We start from the raw sequence: 17,786 nt of genomic DNA, 5'->3' as shown, positions 1-17,786 counted from the left end.
AGGATGGGCCAGCCCGTCCTCACGCGAGAGCACCACGCCGTGGAGTTCACCGGCAGATCCGTCCAGGCACGCCTGAACAAGGGTCGCCGCAGGGAGCGGATTGTTCTGCACCGGCCCGACCCGACATCCGAAAGTCACATGGTCATCAGCACTGCCGGAATCCCAGGTCCCGAGGATCACGTCGATCCAGGTGTCATGGTCTTGATCCGCGTGGTGGTAGCTGTTGGCGAAATACGCCGCATAGCCACTCCCGTCGCGAGTGATCATGTTCCAGGTCCGCTCGATCGGCTTGTTGCAGCACGGACACTCGCACCGCGCGATCTGACGTTCCGCTGGATCGGCGGCCAGTTCGTCGGTCGACATTTCAGGCAGCCGCCAGAGCGGAGGGCTTGGTCAAGTAGGAAATGGCCTGTTCGCGGCGGGTTTCCTCAGGTGTGGACAGGCTCCAGTACGCGCCGAACAGGCCCCTGCGCTGATAGCGGGCACGTCGTTCGAGGTCGAACAGCGGATTGAGGAATTCACGTCCCATTACCGTCGCGAGGCGTGCGTCCGCGCGGTAGACGACGCGGCGCCACCAGGCTGCCATGCTCGCGAGATAGCCGACCGTGTACAGGGAGATGACGATGGTCAGGTTCGGAACAATCGAGACAGACAGTTCGAACAGGGCGCACTCCAGCGCGAAAACGGGCGCGCTGAGCACGACGAAGGCGACGACGTACTTCCACATCGATGCCCGGACCATCTCCGCTCGAGCCACCGCGGCCGCGAGCGCGCAATCCTGTTCGGCTTCGGTCAGGTCGTCATATCCGGCACCGATGGTCACGACCGGGCGCCACACCAGCGCCCGCGTCCCTACTCCGTCCGGAAACCAGCACCGCGGCAGTCGCGTCACCTTCACCCGCGGTGTCCGTACCTCGAGTTTGCCGGCGAATTCCGCCGCCCGAGCCCTCAATAGATCTTGATTCACCGCCATATGATCCGCTATGGCGGTGAATTTCGCATGACCGAGGGTATGTCAACGTGGTTCAATCGCCGGGTGATGATCTTCGCGCAGTTGTGGTGGCCGCTGACCAGCGGCTGACCGAGTTGTGCACGGCCGCCTCTGGGGTGGCCAGGTCTGTTGTGACGACATCTGTTCCGGCCCTGCGGGTGGTCCCGGAATGGAAGGACGATCATGGTCGACAACCACACGTCAACGGGTACCGGCGGGCTGGGCGAGATTCTCGTCAGCTCCCGCTCACTCGCCGAGTATCAGGCGATGTTCGCGCTCACCGAAGACGACCTCGGGCGCAGAATTCTGGACTGTCCGGGTGGTGCGGCGGGGTTCACCGCTGAGGTGAGCGGTCGAGGTGGCGACGTAACTGCTTGCGACATCGCCTATTTCGACGACGGACTCGAACGCGTTGCTGCGACCGCGGTGGCCGAAGCGGACCGAGGCAACAGATATATCCGTGAGCGCGCGGATGCCTACCGCTGGACATTCTTCGCCGACCCGGACGACCACCAGCGCGCCCGTCACCGGTCCGCACAACAGTTCGTCGCCCACACCCGCACCTCCCCGCAGCACTACATCCCGGCTCGACTCCCCGCACTCCCGTTCCCCGACAACAGCTTCGACCTCGTCCTGAGTTCACACCTGCTGTTCAGCTACGCCGACGACCTCGACTACGACTTCCACCTCCAAGCGATCACCGAGTTAACCCGTGTCGCCGTAGCCGAGGTCCGCCTGTTTCCGTTGATGCCGGTCGGTTCTTCGGTGCGGTACCCGCGGCTCGAGGAGCTGATGGACGAGTTGTCGCGGTGGGGTATCCGGAGTCGAATCATGAAGGTGGACTATGAGTTCCAGATCGGCGGGGACGAAATGCTGGTGTGCCGGATCGGCCGCTGAATTGACCTCCCGGCGGTAGCGGCGGTGATCAGGCACCGTTGGAACGAGTGATCGCGAGAAGCGATTCCGCGAGTTCGGTGACCAATTCAGTTGCCCGTGCCGGTGGCGTTTTGTCCTGGAGGAGGTGGGGTCTGACCACGGCCAGCGGCAGGTCGATGAGGGCGAACGTGATGTGGTCGTGGGGATGGCCGGTGCGTGCGGCGATTGTTTGCACGATGGTCGTCCTTCGCGGATTCCGATGGTGGGTGCTCGCCGGCCTGCTGGATCGGTCGTTCACGGCACGCGTGAGCGCGGGCATGCCACTGGGGGTCGGCGGCGCGGTTCCTGATCCGAAAACCATGCTTGTGAACGTGTGGGGCGCCGTGTCCGTCGAGTACGACGTCGCGCCCTATCCCGAGGAGTTCGTCGACGTGGACCGCGAACGGGTCAGCGTCTTCGGGGCCTACCGGGGGACCGCCCGGCGCCATAGGCACTTCCTGACGGCCGTTCTCTGTGCGCGCGGACAGGCGGAGAGGCTACCGTCGATGGTGTGAGCGACACGCAGTGGAAGATCCTCGGCGAGCACCTGGTGGACGAGAACCGCCATATCCAACTCAAGACCGTCGACATCGAACTTCCTGATGGGGTGAGGTTCACGCAGTACGTGGCGAAGATGCCGAGGTGTGCGATGACGTTGGTACTCAACGACTCTCATCAGGTATTGCTCATGCGCCGACACCGATTCATCATCGATCAGTGGGTGTGGGAGGTGCCCGGCGGCTACGTCGATAATGCGGAGGATGTCGCCGTGGCGGCGGCCCGTGAGGTGGAAGAAGAAACCGGCTGGCGGCCGACGTCGATGGAACATCTCGTCACCTATCAGCCTGCGATCGGCACGCTCGACCAGCCGCAGGAGATCTATCTCGCCCGCGGGGCGACGTCGACCGGTTCGGTGCCCGACATCAACGAAGCAGAGGAGGTCCGGTGGTTCTCACTCGGCGAGGCCGAGGCGATGATCGGGCGCGGTGAGATCATCGGCGCCGCGACAGTAGTCGGGATCTACCGAGCGCTGGCGCTCGTCTGAGTCATGACCCGTCGACGGAACTCCGCCACTTCGGGGATTGTGTCGTGGGCCGCGAGTCGGGCGCGGACGTCACGCAGGTACGCGACGGTCCGCCTCGACTCGACCTCGACGGACAGGGTGAGCGCCTGCTCGCCGATCTCGGCTGCTGCGCGAGGGTCGTCGCCTGCGAGACAAGACGCGAGTAGGCACAGATTGAACGTGCGTCCACGCTGGTAGCCGTCGCTCATGTTCAGCGAATCGAACGCCAGGCCGGATGCGCGTTTGTGGTCACCCAGGTCTCGGAAACAGTGCGCTGCCTTGGCCGACATGTACGCCGTGTCGAGGTAGCTCAGCCACCTCGGTCGATGCGTGTCTGTGCGGGCGAATGCCCGTTCGGCGGACACGAGAGTGGTGGCGCAGGTCGACCGATCGGAGCGGGCGGCGTGACCATGCGCTTCGACCATCAGGCACCCAGCCTCCAGCATCGGCGATCCCGCAGTGCGAGCGGCGATCTGAGCCGCTCGCGCCAGATCCACTGCATCGCCTGCACGGCCGACGTAAACCGCCTGGTGCGACATGGCGCCGAGAATCTCCGCGCTGAGCGCGGCATCTCCAGCGGCCCGAGCCTGACGAAGCGCCTGAATCAGGTAGCGCTGGGCGAGTCCGTGCTCCTCGAGGTCGTAGGCCGCCCACCCCGCAAGCTTGGTCAACTCGGCTGACGCTGCGTAGAGTCGGCGCCCCACCTCTTCGGTGTAGGTCCCGTGCAGCATCGGCGCAACCGATGTGTGCAGGTAATGCACCACGGTGGAGCGAACACGTCCACCGCCGACCCGGTTGTCCAGCTCGACGAACGCGGTAGTCATTGTCCTGACCGCGTCGACGTCGGCTTGGCCGACTCTCCGGAATCCGGTCGAGGACGCCGGGCGTTCAGGTCCGGGCAACGTCAGCCACCGCATCGAAGCAGCCGGGTAGACCGCCACTGCGTAGGCAGAATCCCGCAGGAATCGCCTGCACTCGACATCGCTACGCCACAGGGCGGTCGCGGCTGCGGTTGCTTCCGCGAGCGACAACGAGAACTCCAGACCGAGGTCGGCTGAATCGGATCCGATCATCCCGCAGTCGGCTGGCGTGATGCGTCGACCGGTCAACTCACCCATCACCTCAGCGATGAGCGACGGCACAGGGGCAGTGGGTTGCTCACCGGCGAGCCACCGGCCGACGGATGTGTGGTCGTATGCGAGGTCTACACCGACGGCCCGACCCCGATCGACTACGCGGCGGGCCAGGCTCTTTCTCAGCACACCCGTTTCCTCGACCAGATCCTGCAGCTGGCGGTTGGGCTGCTTCGGCTTGCGTCCCATGATTGGAGTGTGGCATGGGACGAATCTCGCGGCTACGTATTGCCTCCTGTGCACACCCCCTCTGCACACATGCGCCCGCTACGCGCGTCTTTCGAGGAAACAGCCGTCACGGTGTGCTTGGTTTCGACCCCCGCAAACGCGGGGCGATTGATCTACCTACAGGGGTCACCACGATGAACGTCCTCTTGTTCTGCAACCGCGACCCTGGCCCGCTCACAGCAGAGAATGCTCACAAAGTGATGCAGGTCCACTTGGAGTGTGAAGTCGACACCTGCCGGGCGCGGCGACGTGCCCGAAACACATTGGTGGAGCAGAAGCGAATGGTGCTCGACGAACGTGCGCGGCAAGTCGGAGGCCGACGATGAACGACAACTCCTCGGAATTGACGAAATGCGAGCGTTTGGTACTCGCCGCTGTTGCTTTGTGGGACAAGCCCATCGCAGGATGCAGTACCGAAGAGCTCGCAAAAGCCTTGCAGCACAACGAGCCTCGCACGGAGCAGTACCTAGCCCAGCTCCATGGGAAAGGGATGATCCGTCGTCGGCACGGGCCGCGCTCAGACCGGTGGTGGCCGACGCTGCGAGGTATCAACGCCTTGGAACCGCTCGAGCTGTGATCGAAGATTCGGTGACGAACCCGGCGGAAATCGTCAGGTTCGTGATCGTCGCGGCCACATCGGGGCACCTTGCCGAAGGTCGGTGTTGCTCATCCCTGTTGGTGGTGGGAGAGCAGTCGGGTGAGTAGATCGGTGAGTGTTCGTCTGTCCTCGGCCGGAAGTGGTTCGAGTAGGTCGCCCTGCACTTTGTCGAGCGCTCGGTCCAGGTGTTGTAGTTGCCGGACGCCGGACTTGGTCAGAGTCACTGTGTTGCGTCGTCGGTCCTGGGGGTCCGGTGTTCGTTCGACGAAACCCCCTTCGGCCAGTTCGTTGATCGCTGCCACGACGTCGCTGCGGTCCATGTTGCATCGGCGGCCGAGTTCGGTCTGGCTGGCTGGGCCGAACTCGGCCAGGGCGGCCAGGATGCGGTAGTGGTAGCCGCGCGCGCCGACCTCGCCGAACCCGTCGGATGCCAACCGGTGGGCGTGTACTGCCAGCTGGGTGAGTAGCCAGCTCGGCTTGGCGGTGAGGCGTGCGGGGGTCTGTTCCACGACAGTCACACTACATCGTTGGCGTGACCAATGAATCTGCGTATAGTCGGCGAAGTAAACGTTGGCGACACCAATAAATAAGGAATTGGACCATGATCGAACCGTTGCGCATCGACATCCCGCAGGCCGATATCGACGACCTGAACGACCGACTCGCCCGGACCCGCTGGCCCAACGAGATCGCCGACGCCGGTTGGGATTACGGGTTTCCGCTAGCACGGCTGAGGGAGCTCGCCGAATACTGGCGCACGACCTACGACTGGCGCGCACACGAGGCGAAGCTCAACGAACTCGCGCACTTCACCACCGAAATCGACGGCCAGAACATCCATTTCGTGCACGTGCGGTCCACGGATCCGGACGCGCTGCCGCTGATCCTCACCCACGGCTGGCCCGGATCGTTCCTCGAGTTCCTCGACGTGATCGAACCGCTCTCGCGCGACTTCCACCTGGTGATCCCGTCCATCCCCGGCTACGGCTTCTCCGGGCCGACCCACGAGCGCGGCTGGGATATCGCCAGGGTCGCGCGCGCCTGGGCCGAGCTGATGCGCCGGCTCGGCTACGACCGCTACGGCGCGCAGGGCGGTGATTTCGGTTCGGGAATTTCGCAGGCGCTCGGTGCGGTGGCGGCCGAGCATGTCGTCGGAGTCCACGTCAATTACCTGCCGACTCGCCCGAACCCGGAGGTCGAACTCTCCGGGGCGGATCAGGCGCGACTCGACAAGGTCAAATGGCTGATGGCGAATCGTCCGCCGTACCAAGCACTTCAGGCCGCCACCCCGCAGACCATCGGCTACGCGCTCACCGACTCGCCGGTCGGCCAGCTCGCCTGGATCGCCGAACGCTTCGCGCAGTGGACCGACCCGCGCACGCCGGTCAGCGACGACCGGATGCTCACCGACGTCTCCCTGTACTGGCTCACCGCCACGGCGGCGTCCTCGGCGCGCCTGCATCGCGAGTCCGCGCGGGGCAGTGAGCCGTGTCCGGTCCCGCTCGGCGTTGCGGTGTTCGCCCACGACATCATCCAATCGGTACGCCCGCTCGCCGAACGGCTCTACGACGTCAGGCACTGGTCGGAGTTCGATCGTGGTGGGCATTTCGCTGCGATGGAGGTGCCGGAACTGCTCGCGGGCGACATCCGGGAGTTCTTCCTCGGCCTCGAGTGAGAACCGAGGGAAAGTTGACAGAAGATGTCACGTTTGTGGGCGAGGATGGATTCATGCGCGAAACTCCAGAAGATCTCGCCGAGCTGCAGGCACTGCTCGACTCCTCTCTCACCGGCGCCACGTCGCATCTGCGCTCGATCATCGATCACGAAAACACCATGACCGCAACGGAACTCACCCAGGTCCTCACCGGGATGTGCACCCTCGCGCTGTCCACGGTGACCGCGAAGGGTGAACCGCGGATCAGCGCGGTGGACGGCCACTTCCTGCGCGGACGGTGGTATTTCGGCACGGCTCGTAACGCCGCGAAGGCACGCCACCTCGCGGCGCGGCCTGCGGCGAGCGTCGCACACCTGCGAGGCGAGAGCTTGGGCGTGTTCACCCACGGCACGGTCGAGACGCTCAACCCGCTGGGCGGCGAGCCTGCTGCGGACTGGCCGGAGGCGCTCGCGTACTTCCAGGACTTCTACGGCGACGACGCCTTCGACTGGGGCACCGAGGTGATCTACTACCGGCTGCGTCCGCACTGGATGACGGTCTACGCCCCCGACGTCGCGCGGCTTGCTCCGTCCTGATCTACGTGCCGGCGCGCAATCAGGGGTTGCGCTATACGTATACATCTACTTATAGTGAGAGCATGCAATGTACGTATACATCTACGTATAGCCAACCTGGGAGTTCAAATGGCCACTTTCCAGACCCCGCAGCCGATCACCGTCGCCCTCGATGTGCCCTGCGGTGACGTCACCGTGATCGCCTCGGACCGCACCGTCACGGTCGTCGACGTCCACCCGGCGGATTCGTCCAGCAAGGCGGATGCGCGTGCGGCACAAGAGGTTCAGGTCGAGTTCGTCGGTGGCAAACTGACGGTCAAGACTCCGAAGAAGGTCTTCGCGCCGTTCAGCGGCAAGTCCGCGCTCTCGGTGACGGTCGAGGTGCCGACCGGGTCCGCGCTCGACGCGACCCTCGCGATGGGCCGCCTGGTGAGCGTCGGCGAATTCGACCAGTGCGACCTGGACGTATCCGCCGGCGACATCGCCGTCGAGCACCCGGGAGGTTCGGTAACCGCGAAAACGGCCAAGGGCAACATCCGCGTCGACGAGGCCTCGCACGGGGTGCTCCGACTGGAGACGTCCATGGGTGACCTCGACGTGGGGATCCGTCGTGGCAGCGCGGCGCAACTGGACGTCAACGCGATGTACGGCACTGTGCGGAACCTGATGGATCCGGTGGACCCGTCGCAGGGGAGCGAGGATTCCGTACAGGTTTTCGCGCGCAACCTCTACGGCAACGTCGTCGTCGGACACGGAGCTATCGCGTAGGGAGCGATCAAAGCCGTTGGGCACCAACCATCTTCGCCTGCCATGGCAGATCGGTAGCCGATGGTGACAATCACGCATTCCGACAGCCGCAGACCATCCCCGGATGATCTGCGGCTGTCGTGCAATCAGGACCAGCGCCACCTGAGGTCTGTGATGTCACAGTCAGCGATTCGGTCGAGTTCGTTTGCTTTGTTGTCTAAAAGGCAAGTTCGAGGGCCATCAGGATGTCGTCCACGTAGTGGTCCTGGATCAGAAACTGACCGACGAGCCTGCCTTCGATGCGGTAGCCGTGCGCGCGATAGATCGCCTGAGCACGCCTGTTGCTGCCTAGAACGATGCAGGCATCGGAGACGGCCGCAGCTTCACGTAACCCAGAACGTAACCGGATTCTCGGGCGACCAGGACGTTTTCCGGCGATGTCTGATCATTGAAGAAGGAGGTGTCCGGCGGCCACGGCGGGCCGGGATCCACCTGCGGCGACCAGGTGGAGCGGTCGATCGCGGCTAGTGTCCGTTCGTCGTTTTCGGTAAGGTCATGGCCGATCCGGAGGGCAACGAGTTCTGCGTCCTCGGCGGGCCTGAGTGAATCAGGTCCAGACATACCGGTGCGGGTCCATTCGCCGCCAGGCGCGTCCCATCTTGGCGTAAGCGGCTCGGCGGTAGTGGGTCCAGGTGTAGCCGCCGGCGCGCAGCGCGCGGTGGTGGCCTGCCCACACCAGGAGCATGACGACGAGAAACAGGGTGCGGTGGGCGAGCATCGTGAGGTGGAATCGGGTGCGGGAGCGGTTGTGTAGCAACACCGCGATTCTCTCGCACTGCAACTGCACGTGAGGAACCTCGTCGGCGAGGATCTGGGCGCAGACCGCGCGCAGGACCGCTGAGCCGGTGGCGCGGCGGATCGCGTTGTAATAGATCATCGCCAGGACTTCGACCATGACGACGGGGGTAGTCCACACCTCGATGTCGGTGATGCTGTGTCGGAGACGGCGAAACAGGGTGTCACCCCAATCAGCTTGTCGCCGTGGGATTCCCGCATCATCGAGAATTCGACCCAGTAGTGCGCCGTGCTCTTGCTCTTCCCGGATGAACAGGTCGATCACGTCGCGATAGGCGGGGTCCTCGGTGTCGGCGGCGAACCGTGCGGCCGCTGCGGCCAGATGCCGTCCGTCGGAAGTTTCGCCGAGTTGCCAGGCCTGCAGGGAGCGGCGGAGAGGTTTCATCTCCGCCGAACTCGCTCCCATCCCGTTCGTTTGCCACGGAATCGGCCGCCGCTGAATTGCATTTCGCTGGAAGTAGTCGAGCCATTCCTGAGTGGTCCGCACGCGCCGCTCTCCTACGCGCGCACCCGTCGCCGACAGACTGTTTCGTTCCCCCACAATTTCCCCCTGTGTAGACCTCCACTCGTACCCGAACTACGAGGTCCGCGCCACCCACCCGGCTGGTGGTGTTCATGCTGGAAGAGTTCGTTAACAGCCGCTCCGCCAGCCGCGATTCTCTAAATAGGTTCCTGTTGAACAGGAGGAAGCCATGAGTTCCATCTCGTGGCGCGCCCAGCGATGACCTCGCGGCATTCGACGAAGGTCGCATGGGTGGGCCTCGGCCTCGGCACAATGCTGGCTGCCGCCGGGCTGGTGGACGCAGTGATCGCGGCGGCCGTGGTGTTCGGTGCCGTGGCTGTGTGGTGCGGCTGGGTGCTCGCGAAATCCGGCCGTCGCGCTCTTGCGTCCCCTGCGGTACCAAGTGCGGCTTACGCCGACCCGCGGCATCAGGCATGGATTCGAGGTGCCCCCGGCGGTGTCGACAATCGACGTGAGCGGGCGGCGTCGAGCAGAGGAAAGGCCGTCGCTGCGGTGGCGGGTGTTGCGGCACTCGCTGGTGTCGGCCTGGGGCTGGCACCGGACCCGCAGCCGACCCCGACGGCGAACCAGATCCCGAATTCGGTTCAGATCCCCACGTCGGAGCGGGCAACCACGGGGCCATCGAGCTCCGAAGCCAGCTCGCCCACCACTGTGTCGGCAGCCCCGGTCACGGCGGAAAAGGACCGGTCGAGCGTGCCACCATCGGTACCGGCAGACGCCCAGAATGCCGTCGTCAGCCGCATCATCGATGGTGACACGCTCGCAGTCGCTGCTGTCGCCCCCGGAGCGGTGCTCGATTCAACGAGCACGGTGACGGTGCGGCTGTTGGAGATCAATACGCCGGAGACGAAAGACCCGAACGAACCAGTTCAGTGCTTCGGTTCCCGGTCGGCTCGACGGTATGGGTGGAGCGCGACGAGGAGTTGGTCGACGGGTCCGGCCGTCACCTGCTGTACCTGTGGAGCTCCGGCGGCGAGTTCGTGAACTTGGCGTTGGTTCGGTCCGGACATGCGGAGGCGGTGCTGTATCCGCCGAACGACAAGCACTGGGCGGTGATCAGCGCTGCCGAGACGGGTGCGAAGTCGTCGAACTCTGGTGTGTGGGGTGCGTGCCCGGGGTTCGGTGAACCGACTCGCGAAGTGCCGCCACCATCGGCCACTCCGGTGCCTACTCCGCCGCATGTGCCGGAACCTGACCCGTTGCCGCCGCCGACCAAGCTGCCCGCACCGACCGAGGCGCCCCCGGACCGTTCTGGTCTGCCGCCTCAGAGGATGGGTGCCGATACCGATTGCGCCGACTACCCCGGACCGGTCATCGTTGCGCCCGGCGACCCGCACAGGCTCGACGCGGATGACGATGGCGTCGGATGTGACGCCAACTAGCCGCACGGATCAATGAGCGTGGGCACCATCCTGTGCCGTGTGCGTTCGATCACTTGGCGTCGCGGATCGGTGCGCTCCTGGCTCCGGCCGAGATCGCACAGGCATAGCGTCTCAGCATGACCGGGTCGTCACCAGTGAATCCGCACTACACGCTGCCCAACGAATGGGATTTCGCTGACGAGCGCCTTGCGCTGCTCGGTGCCGCCTACGACCCGGACAGCATCGCGCTGGCTCGGCGGCTGGGCGTAGGTGCGGGATGGCGGTGTTTGGAAGCGGGAGCCGGCGGTGGGTCGTTCGCGCGATGGTTGTGCGGTGTCGCGTTGCCGGGTGGTCGGGTGCTCGCGGTGGATGCTGACCCGCGCCATCTGACGGACCTGCCCGAGCGTGGCGGCGAGGTTGCGCAGATCGACCTCGTCACCGACGAACTGCCCACAGGCGCATTCGATTTCGTTCACACACGATTCGTGCTGCTGCACATTGCTCAACGAGACATCGTCTTGGAGCGCCTGGTTCGGGCGCTGGCACCAGGCGGTGTCCTCCTGCTCGAGGAAGGCGACGGGCTCGGCGTCCTCCATGAAATGCCGGGCGCATTCGGGGAAGTGTGGCGAGCCTTTGCGCGGGCGACCGAGACCGCGGGTGCGGATCAAGCCTGGGCCCGGAACCTACCCGCGCACCTCGAGACGCTCGGACTCCTCGACGTCCACGCCGAGGCGCAGATCCCCATGTTTCGCGGAGCATCGCCGATGGCGCGCATGTGGAATCTCACCTGGGCGCAGACCTCCGAAACGTTGGTAGCGCAAGGGGTTGCACGCGAGGTCATTGCCGCCGCGCAGTCCGAGTCGCGGGACGAACAGCGGTGGTTCTATGCTCCGCCCACTGTCCGCGCGTGGGCCCGCGCCCCGGTTGCCCCGTAAATGGTTGGACGTGGTTCGGATCCGGTTGCTAGCGTGCACCGGACCGTGACAGGACGCGAGGAGGTGAGACCCGTGAACGCAGTAACCATGTGGGTGCTCCCACTCGTGTGCACGGTTCGGCGATCGATGTAGGTGTCGCCGGGAGCGCCTGAACCAGGCACCTCCGAAAGGCAACACCATGCACTTCACCTCTGAGACATCGTCGAACGGTGTGATCGAACGTCATTTCCTGCTGGGCGAGATCACCGGCGTGCTGTGGTCTCCGGAATCCGGAACGTCCGGTGCACCGCTACTGCTGCTGGGTCACTCCGGCGGCATGCACAAGAAGGCGCCCGGCCTGGTCGCCAGTGCACTGCACAGCGTGACCAACCACAAGTTCACCATCGCCGCCATCGACGCGCCCGGACACGGTGATCGGCCGCGAAACTCTGAGGATCAACGCTGGGTCGAGGCGATTCATCGCGCCAGGGCCGCACGCGAGCCGATCGCCCCGATCGTCATCGACTTCAACATGTCGGTGGCCGAACGTGCGGTGCCGGAGTGGCAGACAACGCTGGACGCCCTGCAAGCGTTGCCCGAGATCGGCACCGAAACGCCGATCGGCTACGGCGGCGTCTCGTTGGGAGTCGTGACCGGGCTGCTGTTGACGGCAGTCGAATCCCGGATCGCCGCGCTGAGCTTCGGCGGGGTATTCGTGGACGACGCTCTGATCGGGGCGGCGCGAAAGGTCACAGTCCCTGTCGAATATCGAATTCCGTGGGACGACAAGGAATTCGACCGCACATCGGGGATCGCGATGTTCGACGCCTTCGGCTCGAAGGACAAGACATTGCACGCCTCCTCCGGCAGGCGCTACCCGGTGCCCGAGTACGAACGCGACAGCTCGGCGCAATTCTTCGCCTATCACCTCGGCCGTGCGGCTGCCACGGCTTCGGACTGACGTGAACGGGGTTCTGCGTCCGGCCCTGGACGCAGTACCCCCGTACTGACCCACGTGGATCAGTCGCGGCGAGTGCGCCGCAAGAGACCGAATACGGTGGCGCCTATCGACCATATCGTCGCTCCGATGCCGACGGTGATGACCGTTCCCCACAGCATGATGAACGGCCCGAATTCCGCGACGCTGGCCCAGTATCCGCAGGGGCCGACATCTTGCGGGATGGTCGCGCATTCGGGGTGGCCGATGGCAGCGAAAGCCAAAGCGGCGAGGATCGGAACCGTGACGGCGATGACGAGGATGATCGCCAGGCTTCCGACAAGGCGGGAGAAAACTGCCATGCGATCAGACCCTACTGTGCGGGGCTATTTCCAGGACGGTAGGCAGCCCGCGGCGCGCAGGCGGGACGCGAGACCGGTGTCGACGCTGCTGCTCGATCCGCTGGCGGACCCGGTGGTGGTTCCGGTGAACGCGGCGGCGAGTTCACCGCCGAGCCCTGCGCCGATCGAGCACCCGAGCAGATCGAGGTCGATGGTGATGATCTCGTTGGGTTCCGCGGGGTTGTCGGCGGCACCTGCTGGTCCGGCGAGGCAGGCGGTGGAGGCGGCGATAGCGACCGCGACGGCACCGGCTTTGACTGAACGCATATTTCTCCTGGCGATTGGTTCGGTGAACTCCCCTGAACTACTACCCACCAGGTGAAGTGTCGAAAACTCGGTTTGTCGAGACGCCGATCGGAGGATCGCGGATCAGTTCAGGTGGGCCGCGAGGTGGGGGACGGCGTCGACGACGTGCTCTGCCTCGATGGGCTCGGCGATGAGGGTGAACTCCCAATCCCTGTGGGCGCGATCGAGTTTGCCGAGTACGAGGCCGGTGTGCCTGCGGGCGATCGCGAGGTCTATGCGTGCGAGTTCGGTGCCGGTGACACTGTCGACGACACGGGTGAACGCGTTCTCGATCCGCTCGAATTTCTGGCCGGTGTAGCAGGTGATGAGGAGCACGACGGTGGTGACCTCCGATGCCAGCCGGGTCAGGTCGAGGACCATGATCTCGTCGTCTCCGGGGCCGACGCCGTCCAGGCTGTCACCCAGGTGACGGATGGCGCCGTCGCGTGAGGTCAGTTGTTCGTGAAAGGCGATGTCGGCGAAGCGGGTTCCGCTGAACGACAGCGCGGCCACGTTGAGATCGATATCTTTCGGGCGCCGTCCGAACTTGCCCGCGCGCACGGGATCCCAACCCAGGCCCACAGTGATATGGGTCAGTGCGGTGTGGGGGACTGCTTCGGGCATGTGTTGCTCCTGGTCGAGTTTGCTCGGGACACATGATCGCCCGAGTGCTGCGATCATCGTGTCGCCTTCAACTCCTACCCGAAGGGCGCCGACTCCGTCAGGTGGATTACTCGCGGCGAGGGCGTAGTGCCGAGAAGAGACCCAATACCGCAACAACTACCAGCCACATCGCCGCTCCGAGACCGGCGGTGACGACCGTCCCCAACATCATGATGATCGGCCCGTACTCCGCAACGCGGGCCCAATATCCGCAGGGACCAACGCTGTCCGGGATGAAGGCGCATTCGGGATGGGCGTCAGCGGCGAAGACCAGGGTCGCGATGATCGGAATCGTGACGGCGACAGCGAGGACGATCGCCAGACTTCCGATGGGGCGGGAGAGAACGGCCATGCGATCAGACCCTACTGGGTGAGGCAGTCCCGCATCGACCTGTCGCCAGGAATCGGTCAGTGGTGCGCCCGTGCAGACGAGCACAGTTTTCGGCCGGTTCCGTCGCCATTACGTTACGTTGGTGTGACCAAACGGAAACGAAAATCAATCAAGGTCGTTCGGTGTGAGCCTGAGTTCTGACCACCGATAATGTTCACTTATCGGAGGTCAGAACCCGAATGCTCGGAATCGACTCCCGCAGGGGCGACACAGGATTCGTTTCGTCTGATACGTAACCAAATGACGAAACCAACGCTACGATTCTCCCGTGTCGAGCGTCTGCAACTATCCGGGCTGTGCCCGCACCATTACTCGCGCCGGTGGGCCGGGGCGTCCCTCTGAGTACTGTGATCACCCGGATCACACTCGGTGGCGTGCCTGGCGGGAAAGGCAACGGCAGCAACAGGAGTCGGAGAGTGCGGCGAGTACCGTCACTGTGACGGCTCAGGGGCCGGTGACGGTGGCGCGGTTGCGGGCCGATGAGCTGCTCGGACAGTTTCGTGGGCTGGCCGAGCAGTTGGGGACCACGTTGAATGCGGCGGTGGCCGAGCTGCAGACGATCGGGGATCCGTCGGTTGCGGAAGCGCAGGTGCAGGCCGTGCAGGCCGATGCTGCTCACAGGATCGCTGAGGCGGAGATGGCGACGGTGGCGGCCGAACAGTCGCGGCGGGAGGCCGAGGAGGCTCGCGCGCTGGCGGAATCGGTGGCCGAAGAGGCGGTGGGGGCTGCGGAACAGGCCGAGCAGGCGGTGGGGGAAGCGCTCGCGGCCAGGGATGAAGTGGTTGCCTCGGTGGACAAGCTCACCCGACAGGCCGCTGAAGATGTGTTCGCGGCACGCAGTGCGGCCGAGGAACAAGTTCGTGCGGCGCAACGACAAGCGGCCGACGACATCGAGAAGGCCAAGCAAGAAGCCGATGAGGCTGTTGCCCGCGCCGAACAGCGCGCCGACACCGAGATCGCCCACCACCGCCGCGACGCCGAAGCCCGGGTAGCCGCCGCCAACGCGGAACGCGATTTGGCAGTTCAGCGGGCCGCCGATGCCGACCGCGCCACCGAACGCGCCGAACAGGCAACAGCCGAACGTGTCGAGGCCGCCGCCGAAGCCCGCGAGGAATGGCGCCGGGCCCGCACCGAACTCGACACCGCGCGCAGCGAACTCGACCGCACCCGAACCGAACTCGCCGAACTGCGCCGCACCACCATCGCCGACGCCCAGCTCCGCCGCGACGAAGCAGCGGCCACCCTGGAACAGGTCCGCGCCGAAGCCGCCGAACGGTGGGCCGCCCTCGACGACGCCCGCAAACAGACCTTGGCCCGCGCCGAACGCGCCGAAGCCCAGCTCGACGAACTCCTCGCCGCCAACCGCACCCCGGTGTCACCGATCTGAGTGGGGGTATCGGAGGCGGCGAACGATGCGCTGGACTACCGTCACGCACATGACCGAGCAGCCCGGCCCTCTCGAATCGACGCGTGAGTTCGCCGCCATCGACATCGACGACATGCTGAACGCCGACGACGAGCCCTACACCGGCCCGTCGTCGCGAATGCGACTGATCGCGATCCTGGTGGTGGCGGCACTGGTCCTGAGCGCCGGTGCCACCACCCTCGCGATCCTGCTGGCCTGACCGCTCAGGCGGGCCGGGCCAACGGGGTGTCGGGGTCGCCGGAATTGCGGAGCGCGACGATCTGGTCGGGCACCCAGTAGATCCGGCCGAACTCGAACGCCTGGTAGACGCCGTCGTCGTGGGCGGTCTCGTCGGAGGCGGGCCAGCCGAGCTCGCCGTTCTGGTAGCCGGCCGCCGCCCAGCGCGAGCCGATCGCGCCGTGCACCCAGTAGGCGGGTTGGTTCGCGCGACGGTAGACCGTGCCGCCCTGGAAGGCTTGCGTCACACCGGGGCCGGTGCCGCGCGGGTCGGGCAGTTCGGCGTGTTCGGCGACCGGGTAGCCCAACGGGCCTGTCTCCCAACCCAACTCCGCGTATTTGGTCATGACCGCGGTCGGGATCGCGTGGGCGTCGGTGGCCGGGTGCCAGTAGACGTAGCCGTGCTCGAATTCGGCGAAACGACCGACACCGTCGGCGGTGGCGAGTTCGCCGTCGGTGCGCCGTGCACCCAGCCACGGTGACGCGGCCGCTCGCGCGTCGATCGCGTTGTGTCCGCCTCCGACGAACGACATGACGTGCGCGGTGAACACATCCCAGGGAAAGTTCGGGCCGACGTCGGTGTGGGTGCCGATACCGAGTGCCCTGGTGACGTACTGGTGGTCGGAGATGCCGTCGGCGACATGGTAATCGGGGGCGATCACCTCGGTCGAGTACCCGTGCCGGTGTGCGCTGCGCACCGCGAGATACGCCGCGATCCGCAGGTCACCGTCGATGGCGAGCCACTGTTCCCGCGACCACGCGACCCGGCTGCCCGCGAAGCACAGGTTCACGGTGAACGGGTTCGCCGACAGCACCGACCACGCAGCGAGCTCTTCGGGCACGACCCGCACCACCACCGCATCACGCAAGGTGTAGTGATAGGACACTCCGTTGTCCGGGTTGTTCAGGTATGCGGCAAGCGATTCGGCGGTGCCGTTGCCTTCCTGGGTGTGCAGCAGGAAATTGGTGACCCTGGAGCCGCCGCGCGGGGAGTGCGAGGGCCCGAGGCGGTCGATCTCGGTGAACGGGGGGATCGCCGACACCGGGCGGTCCAGGCTCCACTGCCCGAAATCGGGGGCGAGGATGTCGTTGACGTCGACCCGGGTGCCGTCGATCAGCGGTCCTGGGTTGCTCGGGGTGTCGATCACCCGCTGGTAGAGCACCGCGCGCGGTTCCCTTTCGGTCCCCGACCAGGCCCGGGTCTGCCATGCCCAACTGAAGTCCCCGCGCGCGCCGATCACCCCGTCCTCGATCGCCCAGGCGCACACGCGCGCATGCCCGTAGATCCCGGTCCATGCCGTGCCGAGCACCGAGTTGACACCGCGGAAGTACTCGACGGCCGTGTTGTTCCACTGCGAGAGTGAGATGTCCTCGTCGACGGCGAAGAAGATCGGTGCGTGTCGCGGTGCGCCCACGCTCAGGTGGGTCGCCAGCGCCTGTTCGGCCATCCGCCTGCCGCCGTCGAAACCGGTGGTCCAGTCCGAGGGGGTCGCGTCGCCGGGTTTGCCGTATTGCCAGATGGAGACGATCTCGAGCCCGGCGGCGGTGAGCGCGCGGGCGTAGTCGGCGGTGATCGGTTTGGCACCGAAGTTCGCGCCCGGCCTGCTGGGCGAGATGTAGGCGAGAACCGCCGAATGACCTGCGGCGGCAATGGCCCGCGGATCGATGAGCCTGGCCGCGAAATCGACAGCTGTGGACATGATTGACCCCCTGTATGACTGCGTATCGATGGAATTCCGAGATGGTGGAACTATCGAGATGACTTACGCGGGGCACCCGAGGAGCGGTACCCGGGTGAGAAACTCACCCTGTCTCATTCTATGTGAAACACTCACTCTCGCATCGTCGTTCGCCGACGAACAGGGTAGTACCCGAACTCGGGCGTATTTCAACCCACATACTTTCCCAGG

At 65.3% G+C, this 17,786-nt stretch carries 23 protein-coding genes; 12 read left to right on the top strand and 11 right to left on the bottom strand.

From position 1 onward, the window contains the following. Window positions 1-364: 364 nt before the first annotated feature. Window positions 365-823 (bottom strand): hypothetical protein, encoded by a 459-nt coding sequence (locus ACFWUP_RS00420; RefSeq protein ID WP_379229484.1) that lies wholly within the window; start codon window positions 821-823, stop codon window positions 365-367. 351 nt (window positions 824-1,174) lie between these two features. On the opposite strand from ACFWUP_RS00420, the gene ACFWUP_RS00415 reads away from it, so the two are divergent. Then, window positions 1,175-1,888, top strand: a complete 714-nt coding sequence (locus ACFWUP_RS00415; RefSeq protein ID WP_379229483.1) for a class I SAM-dependent methyltransferase — start codon at window positions 1,175-1,177, stop codon at window positions 1,886-1,888. A 28-nt stretch (window positions 1,889-1,916) separates the two neighbouring features. On the opposite strand, the gene ACFWUP_RS00410 is transcribed toward ACFWUP_RS00415, so the two are convergent. After that, window positions 1,917-2,102, bottom strand: coding sequence for a hypothetical protein (locus ACFWUP_RS00410; RefSeq protein ID WP_379229482.1), 186 nt, complete (start codon window positions 2,100-2,102; stop codon window positions 1,917-1,919). A 1-nt stretch (window position 2,103) separates the two neighbouring features. Here ACFWUP_RS00410 and ACFWUP_RS00405 point away from each other — a divergent pair, with 1 nt between their 5' ends. Next, on the top strand, window positions 2,104-2,421 hold the full coding sequence (locus tag ACFWUP_RS00405; RefSeq protein ID WP_379229481.1) for a hypothetical protein: 318 nt from the start codon (window positions 2,104-2,106) through the stop codon (window positions 2,419-2,421). Continuing rightward, the gene (locus ACFWUP_RS00400; RefSeq protein WP_379229480.1) at window positions 2,418-2,951 is read left to right on the top strand and encodes an NUDIX hydrolase; all 534 of its coding nucleotides are present in this window, start codon (window positions 2,418-2,420) and stop codon (window positions 2,949-2,951) included. The genes ACFWUP_RS00405 and ACFWUP_RS00400 overlap by 4 nt, the downstream gene beginning before the upstream one ends. Here ACFWUP_RS00400 and ACFWUP_RS00395 read toward each other — a convergent pair. Beyond that, on the bottom strand, window positions 2,927-4,291 hold the full coding sequence (locus ACFWUP_RS00395; protein ID WP_379229479.1) for a hypothetical protein: 1,365 nt from the start codon (window positions 4,289-4,291) through the stop codon (window positions 2,927-2,929). The genes ACFWUP_RS00400 and ACFWUP_RS00395 overlap by 25 nt on opposite strands. 361 nt (window positions 4,292-4,652) lie before the next feature. Here ACFWUP_RS00395 and ACFWUP_RS00390 point away from each other — a divergent pair, with 361 nt between their 5' ends. After that, entirely contained in the window at window positions 4,653-4,907 is a 255-nt protein-coding gene (locus ACFWUP_RS00390) for a hypothetical protein (RefSeq protein WP_379229478.1), read from the top strand. Window positions 4,908-4,996: 89 nt separating this feature from the next. Here the strand turns inward: ACFWUP_RS00390 and ACFWUP_RS00385 are convergent, their stop codons facing one another. Beyond that, the gene (locus ACFWUP_RS00385) at window positions 4,997-5,437 is read right to left on the bottom strand and encodes a MarR family winged helix-turn-helix transcriptional regulator (protein WP_379229477.1); all 441 of its coding nucleotides are present in this window, start codon (window positions 5,435-5,437) and stop codon (window positions 4,997-4,999) included. Window positions 5,438-5,529: 92 nt separating this feature from the next. On the opposite strand from ACFWUP_RS00385, the gene ACFWUP_RS00380 reads away from it, so the two are divergent. The 3 genes from ACFWUP_RS00380 (at window position 5,530) to ACFWUP_RS00370 (ending at window position 7,925) form a co-directional block, all read left to right on the top strand. After that, the gene (locus tag ACFWUP_RS00380) at window positions 5,530-6,603 is read left to right on the top strand and encodes an epoxide hydrolase family protein (protein WP_379229476.1); all 1,074 of its coding nucleotides are present in this window, start codon (window positions 5,530-5,532) and stop codon (window positions 6,601-6,603) included. A gap of 53 nt (window positions 6,604-6,656) precedes the next feature. Then, window positions 6,657-7,178, top strand: a complete 522-nt coding sequence (locus ACFWUP_RS00375; RefSeq protein WP_379229475.1) for a pyridoxamine 5'-phosphate oxidase family protein — start codon at window positions 6,657-6,659, stop codon at window positions 7,176-7,178. Between the two features lie 108 nt (window positions 7,179-7,286). Then, window positions 7,287-7,925 carry a DUF4097 family beta strand repeat-containing protein gene (locus ACFWUP_RS00370; protein WP_379229474.1) on the top strand — a complete coding sequence of 213 codons (639 nt, stop codon included), beginning with the start codon at window positions 7,287-7,289 and terminating at the stop codon, window positions 7,923-7,925. A gap of 586 nt (window positions 7,926-8,511) precedes the next feature. Here ACFWUP_RS00370 and ACFWUP_RS00365 read toward each other — a convergent pair. Together ACFWUP_RS00365 and ACFWUP_RS00360 are read right to left on the bottom strand one after the other, a co-directional pair. Continuing rightward, window positions 8,512-9,246 carry a ferritin-like domain-containing protein gene (locus tag ACFWUP_RS00365; RefSeq protein WP_379229473.1) on the bottom strand — a complete coding sequence of 245 codons (735 nt, stop codon included), beginning with the start codon at window positions 9,244-9,246 and terminating at the stop codon, window positions 8,512-8,514. A 620-nt stretch (window positions 9,247-9,866) separates the two neighbouring features. After that, window positions 9,867-10,118, bottom strand: a complete 252-nt coding sequence (locus ACFWUP_RS00360) for a hypothetical protein (protein ID WP_379229472.1) — start codon at window positions 10,116-10,118, stop codon at window positions 9,867-9,869. 36 nt (window positions 10,119-10,154) lie between these two features. On the opposite strand from ACFWUP_RS00360, the gene ACFWUP_RS00355 reads away from it, so the two are divergent. From ACFWUP_RS00355 to ACFWUP_RS00345, 3 genes are all read left to right on the top strand, one after another. Next, window positions 10,155-10,664, top strand: a complete 510-nt coding sequence (locus ACFWUP_RS00355) for a thermonuclease family protein (protein ID WP_379229471.1) — start codon at window positions 10,155-10,157, stop codon at window positions 10,662-10,664. 116 nt (window positions 10,665-10,780) lie between these two features. Further along, complete coding sequence (locus ACFWUP_RS00350) at window positions 10,781-11,578, top strand: class I SAM-dependent methyltransferase (RefSeq protein WP_379229470.1); 798 nt, start codon at window positions 10,781-10,783, stop codon at window positions 11,576-11,578. Window positions 11,579-11,756: 178 nt separating this feature from the next. Continuing rightward, window positions 11,757-12,518 carry an alpha/beta hydrolase gene (locus ACFWUP_RS00345; protein ID WP_379229469.1) on the top strand — a complete coding sequence of 254 codons (762 nt, stop codon included), beginning with the start codon at window positions 11,757-11,759 and terminating at the stop codon, window positions 12,516-12,518. Between the two features lie 59 nt (window positions 12,519-12,577). On the opposite strand, the gene ACFWUP_RS00340 is transcribed toward ACFWUP_RS00345, so the two are convergent. The 4 genes from ACFWUP_RS00340 to ACFWUP_RS00325 form a co-directional block, all read right to left on the bottom strand. Continuing rightward, window positions 12,578-12,856 (bottom strand): hypothetical protein, encoded by a 279-nt coding sequence (locus ACFWUP_RS00340; protein ID WP_379229468.1) that lies wholly within the window; start codon window positions 12,854-12,856, stop codon window positions 12,578-12,580. A 24-nt stretch (window positions 12,857-12,880) separates the two neighbouring features. Beyond that, window positions 12,881-13,162 carry a hypothetical protein gene (locus ACFWUP_RS00335; RefSeq protein ID WP_379229467.1) on the bottom strand — a complete coding sequence of 94 codons (282 nt, stop codon included), beginning with the start codon at window positions 13,160-13,162 and terminating at the stop codon, window positions 12,881-12,883. Between the two features lie 102 nt (window positions 13,163-13,264). Beyond that, window positions 13,265-13,804, bottom strand: coding sequence for a TerD family protein (locus ACFWUP_RS00330; RefSeq protein WP_379229466.1), 540 nt, complete (start codon window positions 13,802-13,804; stop codon window positions 13,265-13,267). Between the two features lie 106 nt (window positions 13,805-13,910). Beyond that, window positions 13,911-14,195: a hypothetical protein gene (locus tag ACFWUP_RS00325; protein ID WP_379229465.1), complete on the bottom strand. Its 285-nt coding sequence runs from the start codon at window positions 14,193-14,195 to the stop codon at window positions 13,911-13,913. 475 nt (window positions 14,196-14,670) lie between these two features. Between ACFWUP_RS00325 and ACFWUP_RS00320 the strand changes: the two genes are divergently transcribed. Both ACFWUP_RS00320 and ACFWUP_RS00315 read left to right on the top strand, forming a co-directional pair. Then, window positions 14,671-15,621 carry a hypothetical protein gene (locus tag ACFWUP_RS00320; protein ID WP_379229464.1) on the top strand — a complete coding sequence of 317 codons (951 nt, stop codon included), beginning with the start codon at window positions 14,671-14,673 and terminating at the stop codon, window positions 15,619-15,621. 49 nt (window positions 15,622-15,670) lie between these two features. Beyond that, complete coding sequence (locus ACFWUP_RS00315; RefSeq protein WP_379229463.1) at window positions 15,671-15,859, top strand: hypothetical protein; 189 nt, start codon at window positions 15,671-15,673, stop codon at window positions 15,857-15,859. Between the two features lie 4 nt (window positions 15,860-15,863). Here ACFWUP_RS00315 and ACFWUP_RS00310 read toward each other — a convergent pair whose 3' ends face one another. Further along, on the bottom strand, window positions 15,864-17,576 hold the full coding sequence (locus ACFWUP_RS00310; RefSeq protein ID WP_379229462.1) for a glycoside hydrolase domain-containing protein: 1,713 nt from the start codon (window positions 17,574-17,576) through the stop codon (window positions 15,864-15,866). Between the last annotated feature and the right edge of the window lie 210 nt (window positions 17,577-17,786).

Source organism: Nocardia sp. NPDC058658 (assembly GCF_042716665.1).
GTDB lineage: Bacteria > Actinomycetota > Actinomycetes > Mycobacteriales > Mycobacteriaceae > Nocardia.
This window is presented reverse-complemented; position numbering and strand designations above follow the sequence as displayed.